The sequence below is a fragment of the Pelomicrobium sp. P1 genome, from assembly GCF_052805615.1.
On the sequence record NZ_JBRBEM010000019.1, the window covers coordinates 26,609 to 47,092 of the forward strand.

At 65.3% G+C, this 20,484-nt stretch carries 17 protein-coding genes; 5 read left to right on the plus strand and 12 right to left on the minus strand.

From position 1 onward, the window contains the following. Positions 1 to 12: 12 nt before the first annotated feature. Positions 13 to 972, minus strand: a complete 960-nt coding sequence (gene hemC / locus ACUVYZ_RS15995) for a hydroxymethylbilane synthase (RefSeq protein WP_439935437.1) — start codon at positions 970 to 972, stop codon at positions 13 to 15. A gap of 68 nt (positions 973 to 1,040) precedes the next feature. Between hemC and ppc the strand changes: the two genes are divergently transcribed. Next, on the plus strand, positions 1,041 to 3,899 hold the full coding sequence (gene ppc, locus ACUVYZ_RS16000; RefSeq protein ID WP_439935436.1) for a phosphoenolpyruvate carboxylase: 2,859 nt from the start codon (positions 1,041 to 1,043) through the stop codon (positions 3,897 to 3,899). A 34-nt stretch (positions 3,900 to 3,933) separates the two neighbouring features. Here ppc and ACUVYZ_RS16005 read toward each other — a convergent pair whose 3' ends face one another. Both ACUVYZ_RS16005 and ACUVYZ_RS16010 read right to left on the minus strand, forming a co-directional pair. Beyond that, a complete protein-coding gene (locus ACUVYZ_RS16005; protein WP_439935435.1) occupies positions 3,934 to 4,698 on the minus strand; it encodes a LytR/AlgR family response regulator transcription factor in 765 nt (254 codons plus the stop codon). Positions 4,699 to 4,711: 13 nt separating this feature from the next. Beyond that, positions 4,712 to 5,725 carry a sensor histidine kinase gene (locus tag ACUVYZ_RS16010; protein ID WP_439935434.1) on the minus strand — a complete coding sequence of 338 codons (1,014 nt, stop codon included), beginning with the start codon at positions 5,723 to 5,725 and terminating at the stop codon, positions 4,712 to 4,714. 38 nt (positions 5,726 to 5,763) lie between these two features. Between ACUVYZ_RS16010 and argH the strand changes: the two genes are divergently transcribed. Further along, on the plus strand, positions 5,764 to 7,158 hold the full coding sequence (argH, locus tag ACUVYZ_RS16015; protein ID WP_439935433.1) for an argininosuccinate lyase: 1,395 nt from the start codon (positions 5,764 to 5,766) through the stop codon (positions 7,156 to 7,158). 47 nt (positions 7,159 to 7,205) lie between these two features. Then, the gene (locus ACUVYZ_RS16020; protein WP_439935432.1) at positions 7,206 to 8,102 is read left to right on the plus strand and encodes a fructosamine kinase family protein; all 897 of its coding nucleotides are present in this window, start codon (positions 7,206 to 7,208) and stop codon (positions 8,100 to 8,102) included. On the opposite strand, the gene ACUVYZ_RS16025 is transcribed toward ACUVYZ_RS16020, so the two are convergent. The 6 genes from ACUVYZ_RS16025 to ACUVYZ_RS16050 form a co-directional block, all read right to left on the minus strand. Further along, positions 8,085 to 9,131 (minus strand): LacI family DNA-binding transcriptional regulator, encoded by a 1,047-nt coding sequence (locus ACUVYZ_RS16025; protein ID WP_439935431.1) that lies wholly within the window; start codon positions 9,129 to 9,131, stop codon positions 8,085 to 8,087. The genes ACUVYZ_RS16020 and ACUVYZ_RS16025 overlap by 18 nt on opposite strands. A gap of 208 nt (positions 9,132 to 9,339) precedes the next feature. Continuing rightward, positions 9,340 to 10,902 carry an AMP-binding protein gene (locus ACUVYZ_RS16030; RefSeq protein ID WP_439935430.1) on the minus strand — a complete coding sequence of 521 codons (1,563 nt, stop codon included), beginning with the start codon at positions 10,900 to 10,902 and terminating at the stop codon, positions 9,340 to 9,342. Between the two features lie 88 nt (positions 10,903 to 10,990). After that, entirely contained in the window at positions 10,991 to 12,418 is a 1,428-nt protein-coding gene (gene sauS / locus ACUVYZ_RS16035; protein ID WP_439935429.1) for an acylating sulfoacetaldehyde dehydrogenase, read from the minus strand. Then, entirely contained in the window at positions 12,415 to 13,974 is a 1,560-nt protein-coding gene (locus ACUVYZ_RS16040) for a tripartite tricarboxylate transporter permease (protein WP_439935428.1), read from the minus strand. Before ACUVYZ_RS16040 ends, sauS begins: the two co-directional genes overlap by 4 nt. 12 nt (positions 13,975 to 13,986) lie before the next feature. Further along, positions 13,987 to 14,550 (minus strand): tripartite tricarboxylate transporter TctB family protein, encoded by a 564-nt coding sequence (locus ACUVYZ_RS16045; protein WP_439935427.1) that lies wholly within the window; start codon positions 14,548 to 14,550, stop codon positions 13,987 to 13,989. Between the two features lie 95 nt (positions 14,551 to 14,645). Then, positions 14,646 to 15,620 carry a Bug family tripartite tricarboxylate transporter substrate binding protein gene (locus ACUVYZ_RS16050; RefSeq protein ID WP_439935426.1) on the minus strand — a complete coding sequence of 325 codons (975 nt, stop codon included), beginning with the start codon at positions 15,618 to 15,620 and terminating at the stop codon, positions 14,646 to 14,648. Positions 15,621 to 15,801: 181 nt separating this feature from the next. On the opposite strand from ACUVYZ_RS16050, the gene ACUVYZ_RS16055 reads away from it, so the two are divergent. Further along, complete coding sequence (locus ACUVYZ_RS16055; protein WP_439935425.1) at positions 15,802 to 16,917, plus strand: NADH:flavin oxidoreductase/NADH oxidase; 1,116 nt, start codon at positions 15,802 to 15,804, stop codon at positions 16,915 to 16,917. A gap of 212 nt (positions 16,918 to 17,129) precedes the next feature. Here ACUVYZ_RS16055 and ACUVYZ_RS16060 read toward each other — a convergent pair whose 3' ends face one another. The 3 genes from ACUVYZ_RS16060 to ACUVYZ_RS16070 all read right to left on the minus strand — a co-directional run bounded on the left by ACUVYZ_RS16060 (position 17,130) and on the right by ACUVYZ_RS16070 (position 18,987). Then, positions 17,130 to 17,708, minus strand: coding sequence for a GNAT family N-acetyltransferase (locus ACUVYZ_RS16060; RefSeq protein WP_439935424.1), 579 nt, complete (start codon positions 17,706 to 17,708; stop codon positions 17,130 to 17,132). A 13-nt stretch (positions 17,709 to 17,721) separates the two neighbouring features. Then, the gene (locus ACUVYZ_RS16065) at positions 17,722 to 18,465 is read right to left on the minus strand and encodes a hypothetical protein (protein WP_439935423.1); all 744 of its coding nucleotides are present in this window, start codon (positions 18,463 to 18,465) and stop codon (positions 17,722 to 17,724) included. A gap of 102 nt (positions 18,466 to 18,567) precedes the next feature. Then, on the minus strand, positions 18,568 to 18,987 hold the full coding sequence (locus ACUVYZ_RS16070) for a hypothetical protein (RefSeq protein ID WP_439935422.1): 420 nt from the start codon (positions 18,985 to 18,987) through the stop codon (positions 18,568 to 18,570). A 174-nt stretch (positions 18,988 to 19,161) separates the two neighbouring features. Between ACUVYZ_RS16070 and ACUVYZ_RS16075 the strand changes: the two genes are divergently transcribed. Then, a complete protein-coding gene (locus tag ACUVYZ_RS16075) occupies positions 19,162 to 20,139 on the plus strand; it encodes an integron integrase (protein ID WP_439935421.1) in 978 nt (325 codons plus the stop codon). Positions 20,140 to 20,484 lie beyond the last annotated feature (345 nt).

The following is a 20,484-nucleotide window of genomic DNA, read 5'->3' on the forward strand; positions in this document are numbered from 1 at the left end:
CGCCATCCCCCTTCAGGCGGCGAGGGCCGCCAGGATGGGCCCGGCGCCCCGCTCCCGCAGGCGTTGGGCCACCGCCTCCCCCAGCGCCTCCGGCGCCTGCGCGTCACCCGTCTCCTCGGCCTCCACCAGGGCCGAGCCGTCGGGGCTGGCCACGAAGCCCCGCAGCCAGAGCCGGCTATCCCGCAGCTCCGCGTAGCCTCCCAGGGGGACGTGGCAACTGCCGGTCAATGCCCGGCTCATGGCCCGCTCGGCCCGCACGCAGGCCGCCGTCTCGAAGTGGTTGAGGGGGGCGAGGAGCGCTTCCAGCGCCGGCTGCCCGGCCAGGCACTCGATCCCGAGGGCCCCCTGGCCCACGGCGGGCAGGCTCTCCTCGGGGGAAAGGAGCGCCGTGATGCGGGAAGCGAGCCCCAGGCGCTTGAGCCCCGCCGCCGCCAGCACCAGGGCATCGTACCGGCCCTCGTCCAGTTTGCGCAGCCGGGTAGGGACGTTGCCCCGCAGCGTCCTCACCTGCAAATGGGGATGGCGAGCCTTGATCTGGCTTTGGCGCCTCAAGCTCGAGGTGCCCACCACCGCCCCCGGGGGCAGGGCCGCCAGGGAGGCATAGGCGTTGGAGACGAAGGCGTCCCGCGGGTCTTCCCGCTCGGTGATGGCCGCGATCTGGAAGCCCTCGGGCAGGGTCATCGGCACATCCTTCATGGAATGCACGGCGAGATGGGCCTCGCCCCGCGCCAGGGCCGCTTCCAGCTCCTTCACGAACAGGCCCTTGCCGCCCACGAGGGCCAGCGGCGTGTCCAGGATCCGGTCCCCTTGGGTGGTCATGCCCCGAATGGCGACTTCCAACCGCGGGTATAATTGCCCGAGCCGCTCGGCGATGTGCCGGGCCTGCCATAGGGCGAGCGCACTCTCCCGGGTCGCGATGACGATGCGGCCGGGATCGAGCTGATCGGAGCGGGGTTCGCGGCCGGAGCTCAAGAGACGACAGCCTGTAGCGGAAACGCCAGGAACGCGCGCAAGGTGAAAAACAAAGTTTTCATTTTAGCATGGGGGCCCGCGTGTCCCCGGGGCGCGAGGCCTCGCGTTCCCGCCCCGCCGTTCGCCGGCTCGCTTTTCGTCGCCCGTCGCATCCGATGAACCAACCCATCGCCGAAGCCGTGGCGGACAAGGATCTGCCGCTGCGGGAAGACATCCGGCTCCTCGGCCGCATCCTGGGGGACACCCTGCGGGCCCAGGAGGGGGAGGCGGCGTTCGAGCTGATCGAATCCATCCGCAAGACCGCCATCCGCTTCCGCCGGGAAGACGACCCGGAGGCCCGCCGGGACCTGGAAGCGATCCTCAACGGGCTGTCCCATTGGCAAACCATCGTGGTGGTGAGGGCCTTCGGTTTCTTCAGCCAGCTCGCCAACATCGCCGAGGATCAACACCACAACCGGCGCCGCCGGGCCCACGCCATGGCGGGTTCCCTCCATCAGGACGGGAGCATCGCCCGGGCGGTGGAGCGGCTGAAAGAGGCAGGGGTGAGCGGGGAGCGGATCGCCGCTTTCTTCCAGCGGGCCCTCATCTCGCCGGTCCTCACCGCCCATCCCACCGAGGTGCAGCGGCAAAGCATCCTGGACCGCCAGTTGGACATCGCCCGGCTGCTGGCCGAGCGCTCGAGGGGGGCGCTCACCCCCGAGGAGCTGGAGGAGAACGAGGAGGCGCTGCGCCGGGCCGTGCTCACCCTGTGGCAGACGCGGCTGCTGCGCCACACGCGCCTCAACGTGGAAGACGAGATCAAGAACAGCCTCGCCTACTACCGCTACACCTTCCTGGAGCAAGTGCCCCGGCTCTACGGGGAGCTGGAGGACCTGCTCGCCCGCCACTACGGACGGGAACCGGACTCGCCCCTGCCGCCCTTCTTCCGCATCGGCACCTGGATCGGCGGCGACCGGGACGGCAACCCCTTCGTCACCGCCCGGATGCTGGACCACGCCATGCGTAGCCAAACCGCCCTGGCGCTGGACTTTCTGCTGGCGGAGACCCACCGGCTCGGCGCCGAGCTTTCCATGTCTACCCGCCTGACCCGGGCGGCGCCGGCACTGGAGCGCCTGGCGGCCGCCTCTCCCGATCATGCCGCGGGACGCTCGGACGAGCTCTACCGCCGGGCCCTGATCGGTATCTACGCGCGGCTCGCTGCCACCGCCAAGGCCTTCGGCCACGCAGTCCTGGAGCATCACCCGGTGGGGGACGCGCCCCCCTACGGCACGGCCGCCGAGCTCCTCGCCGACTTGGACCTGCTGGACGAGTCGCTGCGCGCCGGCGGCTCCGGGCTCATCGCCCGCGGGCGGCTGCGCTGCCTGCGCTGCGCGGCGCGGGTGTTCGGTTTCCACCTGGCGCCCCTCGACCTGCGCCAGCACAGCGGCATGCACGAGCAGGTGGTAGCGGAGCTGTTCCAGCGGGCGGGCGGGCCTGACTACCTGAGCCTGCCCGAGGCCGGGCGGCGAGCGCTGCTCCTCGCGGAGCTGGAAAGCCCCCGCCCCCTCACCTCCCCCTTCATCGAATACAGCGAAACCACCCGGGAGGAGCTGGCAGTGCTGCGCACCGCGGCCGAAATCCGGGGCCGCTTCGGCCCGGAGGCGGTGCCCACCTACATCGTCTCGAAAACCGACGACGTGAGCGACCTGTTGGAAGTCGCCCTGCTCCTCAAGGAGGTGGGGCTGCTGCGGCCCGGCCCAACGCCGCATTCGGAGATGAACCTAGTTCCCCTGTTCGAAACCATCGCCGACCTGCGACGCTGCCCCACCGTCATGGAAACCCTGTTCTCGCTGCCCTGGTACCGGCGGCTGCTGGCGAGCCGTGGGGAGGCACAAGAAGTGATGCTGGGCTACTCGGACAGCAACAAGGACGGCGGCTTCCTTACTTCCAATTGGGAGCTATACAAGGCCCAGGTGTCTCTGGTGGAGGTGTTCAGGCGCCATGGTGTCGCCTTGAGGTTGTTCCACGGGCGCGGCGGCACCGTGGGCCGGGGCGGCGGGCCCAGCTACCAGGCCATCAAGGCCCAACCGCCGGGGGCGGTGACTGGCCAGATCCGCATCACCGAACAGGGCGAGGTGATCGGCTCCAAGTACTCTGACCCCCACATCGGACGGCGCAACCTGGAGACCCTGATCGCCGCCACCCTGGAGGCGAGCCTCCTCTCGGACGGTCACGCCGGGGACCGGGCCCCGGAATTCCACGAGGCGATGGAGGAGCTCTCCGAGACCGCCCATCGCGCCTACCGCAGCCTGGTGTACGAGACGCCCGGGTTCGACGAATTCTTCCGCGCCGCCACCCCGATCCGGGAGCTGTCCGAGCTCAACATCGGCAGCCGGCCGGCGTCCCGCAAGCCTTCCCAGCGCATCGAGGACCTGCGGGCCATTCCCTGGGTGTTTAGTTGGAGCCTCGCCCGCATAATGCTGCCCGGCTGGTACGGCTTCGGCAGCGCCGTGGAGGCTTACGCCGCTCGCCACGGGGAGCGGGGCCTCGCGCGGCTGCGGACCATGGTGCGGGAGTGGGCCTTCTTCAGCACGTTGCTGTCCAACATGGACCAGGTGCTGGCCAAATCCGACATGGCCATTGCCTCCCGCTACGCCGGCCTGGTGCGGGACGAGGCGCTGCGCGAGCACGTGTTCGGTCGCATCCGCAGCGAATGGCACAAGACCCTCCAGCATTTCTTCGCCGTGACTGGCCACCGGGGGCTGTTAGAGGACAACCCTGCTCTCGCCCGCAGCCTCAAGAACCGCGCCCCCTACATCGATCCCCTGAACCACCTGCAGGTGGAGCTGCTGCGGCGGCACCGGGCAGGGGACGCCGACCCCACGGTCAAGCGGGCCATCCACATCACCATCAACGGAGTGGCTTCGGCCCTGCGCAACAGCGGCTGAGCGTCTGGGGCTCTCTGTAGCGAAAAACCCAGCCTCAGCGGTCCATGAGGGCCTTCACCGCCGACCACTGGCGGCGGGAGACGGGAAGCTTCTCGTTCAGCTCCTTGATCACTACCGCCCACTGCCCCTCTCCGTCCGGGGACTGTTTCTCGAAGCCGCTGATGGCGTCCTTAGCCACCAGGCAGTTGCGGTGGATGCGCAGGAAACGGTCGGCGAATTCCTCCTCCAGCCGAGAAAGGGATTCCTCGAGTAGGTATTCCCGCTCCCGGGTGCGCACCGTCACATACTTGAGTTCCGCCTTGAGATAGAGGATGGAATCGACCGGGATCAGGTGCACTCGCCCCCGCTCCTGGATGGAGAAATGACTGCGGGGCCGGCGGGCGAGCTGCTGCAGGATCTCGATGCGCAGCGGCGTGATGGAGCGCGCTCGGGTGAGGGCGTCGAACAGGCGCCCAAGGCGCACCGGCTTAAGCAGGTAGTCGAGCGCGTGCACGTCGAAGGCCTGCAGGGCGTAGGCGTCGTAGGCGGTAGTGAAAATCACCGTCGGCGGGTCGGGGAGCTTCATCAGGTGCTGGGCGAGCTCGATGCCGTCCATCTCCGGCATGCGGATGTCGAGCAGCACCACGTCGGCGGGCGCCTCCTCCAGGCATCTGAGCGCCTCCAGGCCGCTCGCCGCTTCACCCACCACCTCCAGGGGCATCTTCTCCCCGCAGTCCGCCAGCAGATCGCGCAGCCGCGCCCGGGCTGGGGCCTCGTCGTCCACGATCAGAACCCTCAAGGCTTGCTCGCCTGCGCTCATGGATCCGTTCCCGTCAAGCTCCCGTGCGGTATGGCAGCACGATGTGAACCTCGTACAAGCCGTCCGCCTCCCGGGTAGAGAGGAGCGCCTCGGCGTCAAAGTGCAGCGCCAGGCGCTCGCGGATGTTGTTGAGCGCCATGCGGTTGCCCGTGGTATGAGCGCCGCCGCGCCGGTAGGGATTGCGCAGCAGGGCGTGCACTTGGTCGTTGCGCCGCTGGATCTGGATCTCGATGGTTCCGGGCTGTTGGATCGGCTCGATGCCGTGATAGACCGCGTTCTCGATGAGGGGCTGCAGGGTGAGGGGCGGCACCAGGGCCTCCCCGGGCATCTCGTCGATGCGCCACTCCACCTTGAGCCTCGTCCCAAGCCGCAATTGCTCGATCTGCAGGTACTGGCGGCACAGGGCCACCTCCCGCTCCAGGGTGCAGAGCTGGCGGTTGTCCGCCATGAGCGCCCGGAACAGCTCCGCCAGGTCCTCCAGAGCGGCTTCCGCCCGGCGCGGGTCCGAGCGGATCAGCCCCAGTACCGCGTTCAGGCTGTTGAAGAAGAAGTGGGGGCGGATGCGGGCCTGGAGAGCCTGGAGCCGGGCTTCCGCCAGGGCAGGGGATAGGGCCCGGCTGCGCAGGTGGAAGTAAAAGAGCAGCAGCGCGCTCGCCCCGAGGGCGAACAAGGCGTGGCGCTCGAGAGCGCTCGCCTCCAGCGACTGCAGTACCTCCCCCGCCGCCGCGTGCACCAGGACGACGGCAACCAAGGCGACGGCCGCCACCGACGCCGCGCCGAACCCATAGGGCAGGCCCTTGAGCCAGGGATGGAGCAGGTAAAGGAGCACAACGGCGAGAATCAGGGCTGGCTGCAGCACCGCCGAAAGGTTCGCGAATTCGGCCCCCACCTCGGCCCAACCGGAGGTCCGGGCGATGGCCGCGGCGAAGCCGAGGAGCTCCACAGCCACCAGCACCCGGGCGATTACCCCCAGGTTGCGGAAGTCGGGCAGGCCGGCCGCGCCGGTGTTTTGATTTATACTGGGCATTTGCTGAATTCGTTTATTTTTCGCCAGGTTGGCGGCCCATGCAAGATCGATCGAACAGTGAGCATAAACCCTGGTCCGGGCGCTTCACCGAACCCGTGGACGAACTGGTCAAGCGCTATACCGCCTCCGTCCCTTTCGACCGGCGCCTCGCCCGCCACGACATCCGCGGCTCCCTCGCCCATGCGCGCATGCTCCATGCTGCCGGCATTTTATCCGCGCAAGACCTGGCCGCCATCGAGGGCGGGATGCAGCGGATCCTGGCCGAGATCGAGGCCGGTACTTTTCCCTGGTCCCTGGACCTGGAGGACGTGCACCTCAACATCGAGAAACGGCTGACCGACTTGGTAGGCGACGCGGGCAAGCGGCTGCACACGGCGCGCTCGCGCAACGATCAGGTGGCCACCGACGTACGGCTGTGGCTGCGGGACGCGATCGACGGCATCCAGGAGAACATCCGGGCGCTGCAACGGGCGCTGCTCGACCAGGCCGAACGCCACGCCGGTACGGTGATGCCTGGCTTCACCCACCTGCAGGTGGCCCAGCCCGTCACCTTCGGGCACCACCTCATGGCCTACTTCGAGATGCTCAAGCGGGACGCGGAGCGGTTCGCCGACTGCCGCCGGCGCCTGAACCGCCTGCCTCTGGGCGCCGCGGCCCTGGCGGGCACCAGCTTCCCCATCGACCGGGAGCGGGTGGCGAAGGAACTCGATTTCGAAGGCTTGTGCGAGAACTCCCTGGACGCCGTGTCCGACCGGGACTTCGCGGTGGAGTTCGTCGCCTGCGCGGCCCTCCTCATGACCCACCTGTCCAGGTGCTCGGAGGAGCTCGTCCTGTGGATGAGCCCCCGCTTCGGCTTCGTGAAGCTCCCGGACCGCTTTTGTACCGGCTCCAGCATCATGCCGCAGAAGAGAAACCCCGACGTTCCGGAGCTCGCCCGGGGCAAGACGGGGCGAGTGAACGGCCACCTGGTGGCGCTTCTCACCCTCATGAAGGCCCAGCCCCTCGCCTACAACAAGGACAACCAGGAGGACAAGGAACCCCTGTTCGATACGGTGGACACGGTGACCGACACGCTGCGGGTGTTCCGGGAGATGCTGGCGGGGCTGGAAGTGGACGTCGAGCGGACCCGCGCCGCGGCGCGGGAAGGCTACGCCACCGCCACGGACCTGGCCGACTACCTGGTACGCCAGGGGCTCCCCTTCCGGGACGCCCACGAGGCGGTGGCGCGGGCGGTGCGCTTCGCCGAGGAGAAGGGCGCTGACCTGGCCGAACTGTCCCTGGAGGAGCTACGCCGGTTCTCCCCCCTCATCGCGGAGGACGTCTACCAGGTCCTCACCCTGGAGGGGTCGGTGGCCAGCCGCCGCCACCCGGGCGGCACCGCGCCCGAGCAGGTGCTGCGGGCGGTGCACGAGGCGCGGCGGTCCCTCGGCTGAAGATCTGCCACAGAGACACAGAGGCACAGAGGAAAAACGCCTTTGTCATGAAAGCGCAGCAAGCGCCCTGGGACGCCATCGCCGGGAGCATCGCGGCGGCCGAGGGCATCGGCTTTTTCGTCGAGCGCCTAGAGCCGGTGGGCGGCGGCTGCATCAACGAGGCGTACCGCCTGGAAGGCGCCGGCCGCCGCTACTTCGTGAAGCTCAATCGGGCGGAACATGCAGCCATGTTCGAAGCCGAGGCGGACGGCCTCGAGGAGATCCTCGCCACCGGAGCGGTCAAGGCACCCCATCCTGTCACCCACGGCGTGGCGGGCCGGTGTGCTTACCTGGTGCTGGAATACCTGGAGCTCGGGCGCGGCGATTCCGAGAGCCTTGCGGCCCTGGGTACGGCGCTTGCACGGATGCATCGCCGCACCGCTGAGCGCTTTGGCTGGCGCCGGGACAACGCCATCGGCTCCACGCCCCAGCGCAACCCGTGGAGCGCCGACTGGATCGGCTTCTGGCGCGAGGCGCGCCTCGGGTTCCAGTTGGAGCTGGCAGCGCGCCGGGGCCACCGCGGTGCCTTGCAGCGACTCGGCGAGCGGCTCCTGGAACGGCTTCCCGCCCTGTTCCAAGGCTATACGCCGGTGCCCTCCCTGCTGCACGGCGACCTGTGGGCCGGCAATCACGGGGCGACCCGGGAGGGGACGCCAGTGGTTTTCGATCCGGCGGTGTACTACGGGGATCGGGAGGCGGACCTCGCCATGACCGAGCTCTTCGGCGGCTTCGGCCCGGCCTTCTATCGGGCCTACCAGGAGGCGTATCCCCTCGACCCGGGCTACCGGGTGCGCAAGGACTTCTACAACCTCTATCACCTGCTGAACCACGCGAACCTGTTCGGCGCAGGCTACGCCGCCCAAGCGCAGGCTATGATGGAGCGGTTGTTAGCTCACCTCGGCTAGGGCGCTGCGCTCCACGGCGGGCTTGGGCGGTGCCGCGGAGGCGCGCACGATTAGTTCCACGGGAAGCTGCAACACGGAAGGCACTTTCTCCCCGGCCAGGCGCCTCAAGAGATGCTCCGCCGCATACTGCCCCAGCTCGGCGGCAGGGAAATGCACCGTGGTCAAGGCCGGCGTGACCATGGAGGCGAACTCCATGTCGTCGAAGCCGGTGACGGAGATGTCGTTGGGCACGTGAAGCCCTTGGGCATGACACTCGGCGATGGCGCCGATCGCCAGCACGTCGTTGCCGCAGATGACCGCCGTCGGCCGCCAGCGCTGGCGTAGGATCTCCCGCATCGCCTCCCGGCCGGCGGTGGGCGAGAAGGGCTTTTCGATGATCCGCGTCGGTGGCAGTTGGATTCCGCGGGCCTCCAGCGCTTCCCGCACCCCCTGCACCCGCGCCCGATGGCGCTCGTTGGTGGCGGTGATGCCGGCGATCATGGCGAAGCGCCGGTGTCCCAGCTCCATCAGGTACCGGGCCACCTGCACTCCCGCCTCGTGGCTGTCAAACCCGACGCACGGCCACTGCCCGCTACGGTCAAGGGCCCAGGTGAGCACGTAGGGGATCTGCACCCGTTCCACTAGCGCCCACAGCTCAGGCTCGTGGTCGGTGCCGAACAGGATCAGGCCGTCCACACTGCGCTCGATCAGCTTGCGGGCGATGCGCGTCTCCACTTTGGGGTCGAATTCGTGGCAGCCGAGGAGCAGGGTGTAGCCCGCTTCGTCCAGGGTCTTCTGCAGGGCATGGGTGGTGTTGGCGAAGATGGCGTTGTCCAGGGTGGGCATCACGGCGCCGATGGCATAGGTGCGCCGAGTGGCAAGCGCCCGGGCCGTGCCGTGGGGCACGTAGCCGAGCCGGTCGATCACCCGCTGGATGCGCTCCAGCGTCTCGGGCTTGACCTTTTCAGGATGGGAAAGGGCCCGGGAAACGGTGGCCGTGGACACACGAGCATGGCGGGCCACGTCGGCGAGCTTGACGGACTTTTTCAACCGGTAGCCTCGTTGGGCTAGGACAACTTCATGAGCGTACCAATTTCATTCCGGGCCGGCAATGGCTGCGAGCCTTGGGCCGTTCGGAATAGCCTCGACCCCCCGCGGCTCCGAGGTCGGCGCCTGACCTGGGGCAACGGTGACCCAGGTGTTCCGGACGCGCCCGCCGGGGTTGTGATCGGTCCCGGCTTCGCGCCTCGACGTCGCCTCACGCCGCCTGGGCGCGACCGGCTTGCGCCTTCGCGCCCGAGGAGGCGGCGTCCAGCTCCAGCAACTTCAGCCGCTGCACCTTGCCCGAGGGGCCCTTGGGCAAGTCGGCGACGAAGCGGATCTGCTTGGGCGTCTTGTAACGGCCGAGCTGCTCGCGGCAAAACTCGGTGAGCTCCTCCTCAGTGCACCATTCGCAACCCTCCTTGAGCACCACGTAGGCGGCTATCTCCTGGCCGTAGTGCTCGTCGGGAATGCCCACCGCGGCGGCCTCCAGCACCGCCGGGTGCTTGAGCAGCGCCTCGTCGATCTCCCGGGGCGCGATGTTCTCCCCGCCCTTGATGATGAGTTCCTTGATGCGGCCGGTGACGAACACGAAGCCGTCCTCGTCCATGTAGCCGAGATCGCCAGTATGCATCCAACCGTCGGGTTCCAAGGTCTTGGCAGTGGCGGCAGCGTCCTTGTAGTAGCCTCGCATCACGTTATCCCCGCGCACCATCATCTCTCCCGCCTGGCCGGGTGGCAGGGTTTTCCCGGTTTCGGGGTCGATGATCTTGGCCTCGTTGCCGAAGGCTCGGCCCGGACTGCCGATCTTGCGCTTTTCCGGCTCCAGGGGATTGGTGAAGCAGGGCGCCGCCGTCTCGGTCATGCCGAAGGTCTCGATGATGCCGATGCCGAATTTCTCCTCGAACGCCTTGTGCTGGGCCGGCGGCAGGGGCGCGGAGGCCGAACGGCAGAAGCGGATCTTCGACAGGTCCAAGCCTTTCTCCCGAGGATCGGAGGCGTTGAGCAGGTAAGAGATGATGGTTGGCACCACGTTGATCCAGGTGCAACTGTGGCGGCACGCCAGATCCCAGAAGCTGGAGACGCTAAAGCGGTGGGGCATGACGACGGACCCCCCGTGCACCAGGGGCGCGACCGCCGTCACGATCTGCCCGTTGATGTGGTACAGGGGCAGCGACGACAGCACCCTGTCCTCGGCGGCGAGCCGGTGGGCCTGGGTCACGAAAAGCCCGCCCGAGATCACGTTCTTGTGAGTGAGCACCACGCCCTTGGGCAGCCCCGTGGTGCCCGAGGTGTACATGAGCAGCGCGTCGTCCTCCTCGCCCACTTGGGGCAAGGCTGCCTGGGGGAGCGCCGTCGGATCGAAGATATCCTCGGCGTCCACGTCGATCACCTCCATGGCCACCTCGCGGGGAACTTCCTTGAGTATGGTCCGCACTCGCTCTTCGAAGTCTGGGCCCACGAAAACCAGCCGGGTATCGGAGTGCTCCAGCACGTGCTTGAGCTGGACGGACTGGGACAGCAGGTTCACCGGGGAAACCACGAAGCCCCCGTACATGATCCCGAGGAACAGCCGCGCCGTCTGGTAGCCGTTATGCAACATGAGGGAGACCTTGTCGCCTTGTTTGAGCCCACGGGCGAGGAGATAGCGGGTAAGAGCGACGGAGTGCTCCTGCAGCCGGGCGTAGGTCATGGTGCGGCCGGTCTCCGGGGCGATCAGGTAAGGCCGTTCCGGCCGCTCCCGGGCCTGCAGGTCGATGAAATGTCGGACGGTGCGCATCGTATTCCTTCAACCGGAGTTCTAACCGCAGAGGCACAGAGAAAAAACTAGTTTTTCTTCTTTCCTCTGTGCCTCTGTGGTGAATTACTCATATCCCATACTTCTGCCGGTACTCGCCGAAGAGCTCCTCCTCGCTGGGCTCCCGCGGAGGGATGACCCGGGCGATGCGGGTGATGTTGAGATAATGGCGGTAGTTCAGGTTGTCGGAGATGATGTTCTTGCCCCAGGTGCCGCAGCCCATGGACAAGGAAAAGGGCAGCCCGTTATCGAAATTTCCCCCGTTGGCGAAGCAGTGGGCCTGGTTCACGATTACCCGGCAGGTGGGCGCCTCCAGTCCCAGGCGCAGCACGTGGGCCTCGTCCCGGGTGTGGATGCCGATGGAGTGCCCCGCCCCCTGGTAGGCGTAAATGCGGCAGGTGAGCTCGAAGGCCGCGTCGAAGTCCTTGACCCGGTAGACGGTGAGCACCGGGGAGAGCTTTTCCCCCGAGAAGGGGTAGTCTTTCCCCACCCCGGTCTCCTCCACCATGAGGAAGCGCGCTCTCTTCAGCTCCTCCCGGGAAAGCCCCGCCACTTCGCAGATGCGCGCCACCGACTGGGCGATGACCGAAGGCGACAACTTGCCGTCGGGCCACATGGCCTTCTGCAGCTTCGCCTTCTCCTCGGGCGTGAGCAGCGCGCCCCCCTGTTTCTTGAGCTCGGCGAGGGTGGGCTCGTAGACCTTTTCCAGCACCGCCAAGTGATTTTCCGAAGAGCAGCTTGTGGCGTTGTCGAAGGTCTTGGAGGCGGCGATCTTGGCCGCGGCGTCAGGCAGGTCCGCCGTCTCGTCGACGATCACCACCACGTTGCCCGCCCCCACTCCGATGGCGGGGGTGCCGCTCGTCATGGCTGCGCGCACGTTGTTCTGGGATCCGGTGACCACGACCAGGTCCACCTGGCGCATGAGCTCTTGGGTGAGCTCCTTGGACACAGGGCTCGGCAGCATCTGCACCAGGTCTTGGGGGGCGCCTACCCGGGCGAGCTCCGCATGGATGAACTCGAGCAGCAAGGCACAGGTGGAAGCGCCTTTGGGCGAGGGGGCCACGATGATGGCATTACGCCCTTTGAGGGCGTTGATCACCTTGTTGGCCACGGTCGCCGCCGGATTTGTGGAAGGGGTGATCGCGCCGACGACACCCACCGGGCGGGCGATCTCGATGATTCCTTTCTCCGGGTACTCGGCGATTACACCGACGCTCTTGGCACCCCGGAGGTCCCGCAGCAGCCCCATGGTCTTGCGACGGTTCTTGAGGATCTTGTCCTCTACGACCCCCAGGCCCGTGTCCTTGACCGCCAGCTCCGCCAACCGCCGGTTGCGCTCGGGCTCCACGATGGCCCATCCGGCCCCGGTGACCACCTCGTCCACTTGGGACTGGGTGTACCGGTCGTAGATCCGTTGGGCGGCGCGAGCCCGCGCCACCAGCCCCGCCACCATCTCGGCCACGCCCATGGAAACGATCTTTCCCGCCCGCGTGTTCATGAGCCAATCTCCCTAGTGCGTCCCGGTTCGCGCGCCATCATCCCTGCTTCGGCCGCGCGGGCAAGCTTGCGCCTGCGCAACTGCGTCCGTACCAGCGGAAAGACCAGCGCGATGATGGCGAGCACCATGATGGTGCCGCTGATCGGCCGGGTGAAGAAAATTGTCCAGTCGTTGTTGTAGCTGACCATGGTGGTCATGAAGTTGGTCTCGGCGAGCGGGCCCAGGATGACCCCCAGCACCAGGGGCGTAATGGGAAAGCGGAAGCGCTCGAACAGGTAGCCGAGGATCCCGAAACTCGCCAGTAGCCACAAATCGGTCACGTTGTTGCGCGCGGCGAAGGCGCCAAGAAAACAGCACATCACCACGTAGGCGGACACCACTGCTTCGGGAAAGTCCAGTACTTTCACCAGTACCTTGGCAGCGAAATAGCCAATCAGGCACATGCCGACGATGCCGACGAAAAGCGACGCGAACATCGCGTACACGATATGGGGGCTGTTAGCGAATACCTGGGGACCCGGCTGCAGCCCGTGGAGCAGGAAGGCACCGAGGATGATGGCGGTGGCGCCGCTGCCCGGGATGCCCATGGTGATCAGCGGAATCAGCGCGCCGCCCACCGAAGAAGTGGCCGCCGTCTGCGGCGCGACGATGCCTTCGGGGATGCCGGTACCGAGCTGTTCCTTCTTCTTGCCGTACTGCATCTCGACCCCGTAGGAGACGAAGGAGGCGATGGTGGCGCCGGCACCCGGCACCAGTCCTACGATGATGCCCGTCAGGGAACCGCGCAGGTAGGTGATCTTGGCGTGCCACATATCGCGCAGACCCGGCAGGCGGGTCTTTACGCTATCGACCGCCTGCAGCGGCACCGACTTGAAGCCTGTTTCCATCCGGGCGAACACTTCCCCGAGGCCGTAGGCGCCCACCATGACCACCAGGTAGTCGATGCCGTCGCGCAGAATGTCCACACCGAAGGTGAAGCGCTCGGCCCCGTAGGTTTCGTCTATCCCCACGCTGGCGATCAGCAACCCGATGAACAGGCTGATGAAGGCGTTGGTGAGGGAGCCACCGCCCAGGGACACCACGCTCGCCAGGCCGAAGAACAGGATGGCGAAGTACTCGGGCGTGGAAAAAGTGAGCGCGATCCTGGCGATGGGCTGAGCCGCTGCCACCATGAAGGTGGCGGCAATTAGCCCGCCGATTAGGGCGGCAGTCAGGGTCCAACCCAGGGCAAGGGCTGCCTGGCCTTTGCGTGCCATGGTGTAACCGTCCCACAGGAGGGGAACATCCATGGGCTCGCCCGGCACGCGGAACAGGATGGAGGTCCAGGCTCCGGCGTAGGTGCCGGAAACGTACATGGCGGTAAGCAGGATGATAGCCGGGATGACGTCCATGCTGTAGGTGAAGGGCAGGGCGAGCACCACGCCCATCACCAGCGTGAGCCCCGGCAACACGGCCACCAGTAGGCCCATGACGAGTCCTACCACGAGCGCCACCAGGTTCCATGGCTCGAACACGTGAAGGAAGCCGATAGCGAGGTGATGTAATACGTTGTCCATGTCGTCACCTCGTCACTTGATGCCCATCAGCTTCATCAGGAAAAGCGTGATCGCCGAGAACGGCTCTGTTCCGATCGGCAGGGAGATGTAGACCACTCGCATGAAAAAGAACATCATCAACAACGATCCGATGATGCCAGTGGAAAAGATGACCGCCCAATTCCGGTAGCGGCCGATGACCATGAAGGCGATCAGATAGCTGCTCGTGGCGAGAAAGAAGCCCAGCGTGGGCACCAAGGCCACATAGGCGAGGGTGGCGAGCACCCCCATGAGGAGCAGCCCCGGATAGGTTTTCTCCGACGGCTCGGCGTCGAGCGTCGGATGAGGATCCCCTACAGGCGCTTCCACAATTTCCTTCTCGGGAAGGGGTTCGGCACTAGGGCGGGTCAGCGCTCGGATGATCCCGTAGACGCTCGCTGCCACTAGAAGCCAGATCACGATCTTGGGCCAGGCGTCCGGACCAATCCGGCCGGGCGGCGCGAAATACTCGATCCGGTTGGCAACGTGGAATAGATAAAAACCCGCCGTCAGCACTACCCCGTAGGGAAGCGCTCGCTTGAGCCGCTCGACGATCATTTTCGCTCCTCCTTCGCTCCCCCTGCCCACTTCCGGCGGGCTATGGAATACGAAGGCCGGCATCTCCGGACACCGGCCCTCGGGGGAACGGCTTTCTACTTCATCCCGGCTTCAGCAGCGAATTTCTTCATGTTATTGAGCTCGGTTTCCAGGAACTTCTGGGCGCCTGCGGACGGAATATAGCTGTCCTCGAGGGCATACTGGTCTTTCAGGTAGGCCTTATAACCCGGGTCAGCCGCCACCTTGGCGAGCGCATCCGAGAGCACCTTGATTTTCTGGGGATCGGTGCCCGCTTTGACGATGAACATGCGGAACTGGTAAATGCTGATGGGATAGCCAAGCTCGGCCGAGCTTGGCACGTCGGCAAACGCAGGGAAGCGCTTGGAATCGAAAACGACGACCGGCCGCATCTGCTTGCCTTCGAGAAAGCTCTTCACGTCTCCCAGTTGCTCGTACAGCACGTCGGCGTGGCCGCCGAGAATGGAGCTGTAGCGCTCGCCAGGCTTAGCGAAGGGCACCGAGACCAGGTTAATGCCCTTGCTCTTGAAGTAATTGACGTGGATGTCGTCCGGGCTGCCGAAGCCGGTTACTGCCACCTTGAGCGGCCGCTTCTTGGCCTCGTTCACCAGGTCGTTCCAGTTCTTGATCGGACCGTTCTCGGCAACGAAAAACGCCGACGGCTGGCGGATCATGATGGCCACCGGCACGAAATCATTGAGGCTCCAGTTGAGCTTGGCCCCGCTGCCAAGCAAGCTGAACGTGTCCCCCGTCATGATGGAAATGGTATAGCCGTCGGCAGGGGCGGTCAGCATCTTGGTCAGACCGGTCTGCCCAGTAGCCCCAGGAACATTCACCACCGGAAAGGAAACCTTGAGCACTTCCTCCAGGATCTTGCCCGCCTGGCGCGCCACCTGGTCGGCTCCGCCGCCCGGACCCCAAGGTACCACGATTTCCACCGGGCGCGACGGATACTTTTCCTCGGCGTGGGCCACGGGCCACCCTGCGGCGCCCGCCGTCACGACCAACGCCGCCGCGACAAAGGGGCGGATAAGCTGAGTGCGGTTCATCATATCGTCTCCTCTGGTTCGATAGGTGCACAGGCCCGTTTCATGCGGTCTTTTTCGGAGCCTGAGAGGCACTTTATACGAAGCGGGAGCTTTATGCAACCGCTTACATCATTATCCGCCTATGGGATATCCTTATGTCGCGCGATTGCCTGTCCCCAAGCGTCCGTTATCGAAGGGACCCCCGATGAGCAGCCGTCTTTTTCAGCCGCTACGCCTGCGCCAGACCGTCCTGGACAATCGCATCATGGTCTCGCCCATGTGCCAATACTCGGCCGTCGAGGGCTGCGCCACCGACTGGCACCTCATGCACCTGGGGCAATTCGCCGTCTCGGGAGTGGGGCTCCTCATGGTGGAGATGACGGACGTGGAACCCCGCGGTCGCATCACGCCCTACTGCCTGGGCCTATACTCGGACGAGAACGAACGGGCTTTGAAGCGGGTGGTGGATTTCTGCAAGCGCCACGGACACGCCCGGATCGGAATCCAATTGGCCCACGCCGGCCGCAAGGCCTCCACCCTCCCGCCCTGGGAGGGACGTCGGCAGCTCACGCCGGAGGAAGGGGGTTGGGAGCCGGTGGCCCCGTCTGCCGTGGCGTCCGGCGAGGGCGCCGCTGTGCCCCGCGCCCTCACGATGGAGGAGATCGAGGCGATCCGCGACGCCTTCGTCGCCTCAGCCCGGCGGGCCGCCCGCATCGGCTTCGACGCCCTGGAGCTGCATTGCGCCCACGGCTATCTGCTGCACCAGTTCCTATCTCCCCTCTCCAATCGCCGCACTGACCGCTACGGGGGCTCCCTGCAGAATCGCATGCGCTTTCCCCTGGAGGTCTTCGCCGCCATGCGCGCGGCGTGGCCCGAGGACAGGCCCCTGGGCGTGCGGGTGTCGGCCACCGACTGGGCCGAGGGCGGTTGGGACCTGCCGGATACCCTGGAGTTTGCCCGCGCCCTCAAAGCACTGGGTTGTGACTGGATCGATGTCTCCAGCGGCGGGTTAGTCAAGAATCAGGTCATCAAGACCTACCCCGGCTACCAGGTGCCCTTCGCCGAGGCGGTCCGACGCGCGACAGGTCTCACCACCGTGGCCATCGGCATGATCACCGAGCCCCGCCACGCCGAGGCGATCGTGGCCGAAGGCAAGGCGGACATGGTAGCGCTGGCGCGAGGAATGCTTTACGACCCGCGCTGGGCCTGGCACGCCGCCGCCGAGCTGAGCGCGACGGTTCACTACCCCAACCCGTACCTGCGCTGCCGTCCCTGGGTGCGCAACGACACCTTCGCCGAACGGGAAGCGGCGCGGGGATAGAAGCGACACCAATCCCGCTCCGCGCTTTCGAGGGCCATTTCGCCGCTTAGCGACCGGCCTGGAGTCACGCGGGGCCGACTGCTGCAAGCAGCAGGGTGCGCTTCAGCGCACCCTCCAAAGGCCGACTAACGCTCCGGTTCAGCGGCGATCCCGCGCGCAGCGAGGGATCGTCCGCTGCAGCCGGTTGTTGTGCGGCTCATATATACCAGCCCTCATCGCAGGTCCAGGCGCATGACATGCCTTCGGCTTCCGGCCCTCCCTACCTCTCTGAAGCCGAGTTCTTGGAACACGGGTACGAAGCCCATGAACCGATAGCTCGGAGACTCTGGATCGACAGGATATGCTTCCAGAACGTCCGCACCATGACGACGTGCGAGTTCCATCGCGGCGAGAATAAGTTGCTGGCCGATGCCTAGACCGCGAAGCTCAGGCTTGACGAACATGCACACAAGGGACCACACAACAGTGCTATCATCGTCGAGACCGCCGAGGTCGCGGAAAGTGCCGCGCGGTGCGACCGAGCACCACGCGACAGGTTCGCTTCCTCGGTATCCAAGCAAGCCAACAGGCTGCCCCTCCAAGATGCGATTCTTGATCGCCTGCTTCTTGGCCGCTTTGTTCCTGCGGCTTTTACTGGGCAACGTCCGCCACACCATGCACCAGCAATTCTTCGGTCCGCCCTTGCCTTCGAAGAGCGCCTCAAAGTCTTTCCATAGGTCTGGTGTGACTTCTCGGAAACGCAAGCTCGGAACTCTCGAGCATTCGTTCATTTCACGGGCTACCGACCGCATAACGTCTTCCCGCTCAGCCGCCGGCGAAGCCGGTCGGCTGCAGCGGCTTGTTAGCCAGCCCCATCGCCTTGATTTGACCGTTCCAGCGGTGCGAGAGGAAGGGAATCGTATCTCCGAGACGCTTCGCATGCCGGTCCTGTGCTGCCAACAGGAATAGGACGCGAGGCGTTCGAAACGCCTCCACGAAACCTGCGCCGGTGCGGGAACGTAGGTCTGCCGCGATACGTTCCGCGAAGGCTTCACGGGGCTCACGACGGAAGTGCTGGTAGATGAGAATCGAACACCCTGCCGTCCACAGCCCTCCGATTTCGTCCCAGGTGACGTACTTCGAGGAGCCTCTGCGACCGACTGGCCTCGAGGGCACCTCGATCCCATTGTCCGGATCGACGAATACGAGATCGACGCCAGAGGCTGCACGCAGCAGGCCATCAAACCACGCCTCACGTTCCCGGCGCGCGTCGGGGACCAGCGCCGAGTAGTAGGACGCTCCCGGCAGGAGGCTGGTCCCTTCGATCAGTGACACGGTAGGCTGCCGTGCCACGCGAAGGAGGTCAGCGAGACCGGCGAACAGAGCCGGGTCGTACTTTTCCCACTTGGCGGGAGCTTTGAGGTACGACCGGAGTCGCCCGTCTCGGGTGTCGTCGTCCGGCGTGAGCATCCAGGCGACGAGCAGACGACTGTTGCCTCCCGACTGTAGTGCGCGCAGGAGACCATACTTGCGGTAGTCGTTGATGTCACCGAAGTACTGGTTTTTCATCGTGCGCTTGGCTTGGCTGGCTAACGTTTGACATAACCGGCTGGCTGGAAGCGGGCGAAGCCCGCTGTAAGCCAGTCCGGGTTGATGGAATTGTTAGGGGTGTTATGGAAGCTCGGCACGGCGGGTAAACCTGATGAGGATTTTTAGCTGTGGGTTTTCTATGACATACCCCGACATATCGAAAGTTGTTTGTGCGGGTTTGCCAGACAAGGAGAGTGTGAATTGCTTTGCTGGGCCAAAAACGGAGTGTGGTTGCCCAAAGTAGTGGGTGACTTTAACGGTAGCCTGAACAATGCCGTTTTCTACGTAGCACTCGCCAACGTAGAAATATTGTGCGTCACCACCAAGAACTTTTCCGTTTTCGATGACGGCTACACCAGCACCAACGCCTTGAGAATTTGAAACGAACTCAACTGACCAAAGAGCTTCAAGCATGGGATACCTCAAAGAAGTGTTTTTATGGGTTTGTTGTAAAAGACCGGACGGACAACCGAGCAACTTGCACAGGATTGGAATTTTCATTTTTTCTGTACCCGGTCAGTGTGGAGGGCTTATTGGCGCACATTGTTTAACACCCCTAACTAAAATTAGGTGAAGGCTAGCATAGACCGGCAAGCAGACTAAGTCAATTGCATAATCCAAACAGTCAACGACATAGCGTTACATTCCTGAATTAGGCTGCGTAAGATTTGACGAATGGATGCCATTGTCACGAAACGCCCGAAGCTGCTGGACCGGATGCGCGAAGCGCTGCGAGTGCAGCGCTACAGCTTGCGCACCGAGGAGGCCTACGTGGACTGGGCACGCCGCTTCATACTGTTCCACGGCAAGCGCCATCCCCGCGAGATGGGAGCGGCGGAGGTCTGCGCGTTTTTGACGCATCTGGCGACGGTGCGACAGGTTTCGCCTTCCACCCAGAACCAGGCCAAGGCGGCGCTGCTGTTCCTCTACAAGCGGGTGCTGGGCGTCGAGCTGCCGTGGCTGGACGAGGTGGTGCAAGCCAAGGTGAAAAAGCGCCTGCCGGTGGTGCTGACGCCGCGCGAGGTGCGCGCGTTGTTGAACGAGTTGAACGGCACGATGTGGCTCATCGTCAGCCTGCTCTACGGCACGGGCATGCGCCTGCTGGAGGGGCTGCGGCTGCGGGTAAAGGACGTGGAGTTCGAGCGGCGCGAGATCGTGGTGCGGGAGGCCAAGGGCGGCAAGGATCGGGTGACAATGCTGCCGGAGAATCTGATCGCGCCCCTGCAAGACCAACTGGCGCGGGCCAAGAAGCTGCACGATGAGGACCTGGCCGCCGGCTACGGCGAGGTGTGGCTGCCGGACGCGCTGGCGGTCAAGTATCCCAAGGCCGGCAAAGCTTGGGGTTGGCAGTACGTGTTTCCTTCGACGGTGCGCTCGACGGATCCGCGGTCGGGTGCGGTACGGCGCCACCACATCCTGCCGGAGACGGTGCAGAGGGCGGTCAAGCTGGCGGCTTCGCGCGCCGGGATAACCAAGCCGTGCACGCCGCACGTGCTGCGCCATTCCTTCGCCACCCACCTGTTGCAGAGCGGCTACGACATCCGTACGGTGCAGGAGTTGCTCGGCCACCAGGACGTGAGCACGACGATGATTTATACGCACGTGCTCAACCGCGGCGGCCGCGGTGTGGTGAGCCCCTTGGATCAGCTTTAAAGTCCTGACGCTCGATCTTTTCCCGGTATCCGGCCGTTTGTCGGAATTCACCGCGGCCTCGTGGAGTCGAATGGCTCTTCCGGCGTCGGTGAATCCGCGCCGCTTGCCGCAGCGGCCGGCCTCATGGAAAAAGACAAAGTTCGAGAACCTATTGACCACCCCCTTGCCCACAGGCCCGAGGACCATTAACCCGTCTTGGTCGAGCCCAATCAAATCATAAGAAAGAATAATAGAAACGGTAAGCTCTCGTTATACTTCTTGCGCTATCATATGTTGCGTGGCTCTTTCATATCGTGAAAAGAGCGGCGGAAGCCCGCGCCACAAGCGCGGACGAGGAGACCCGAG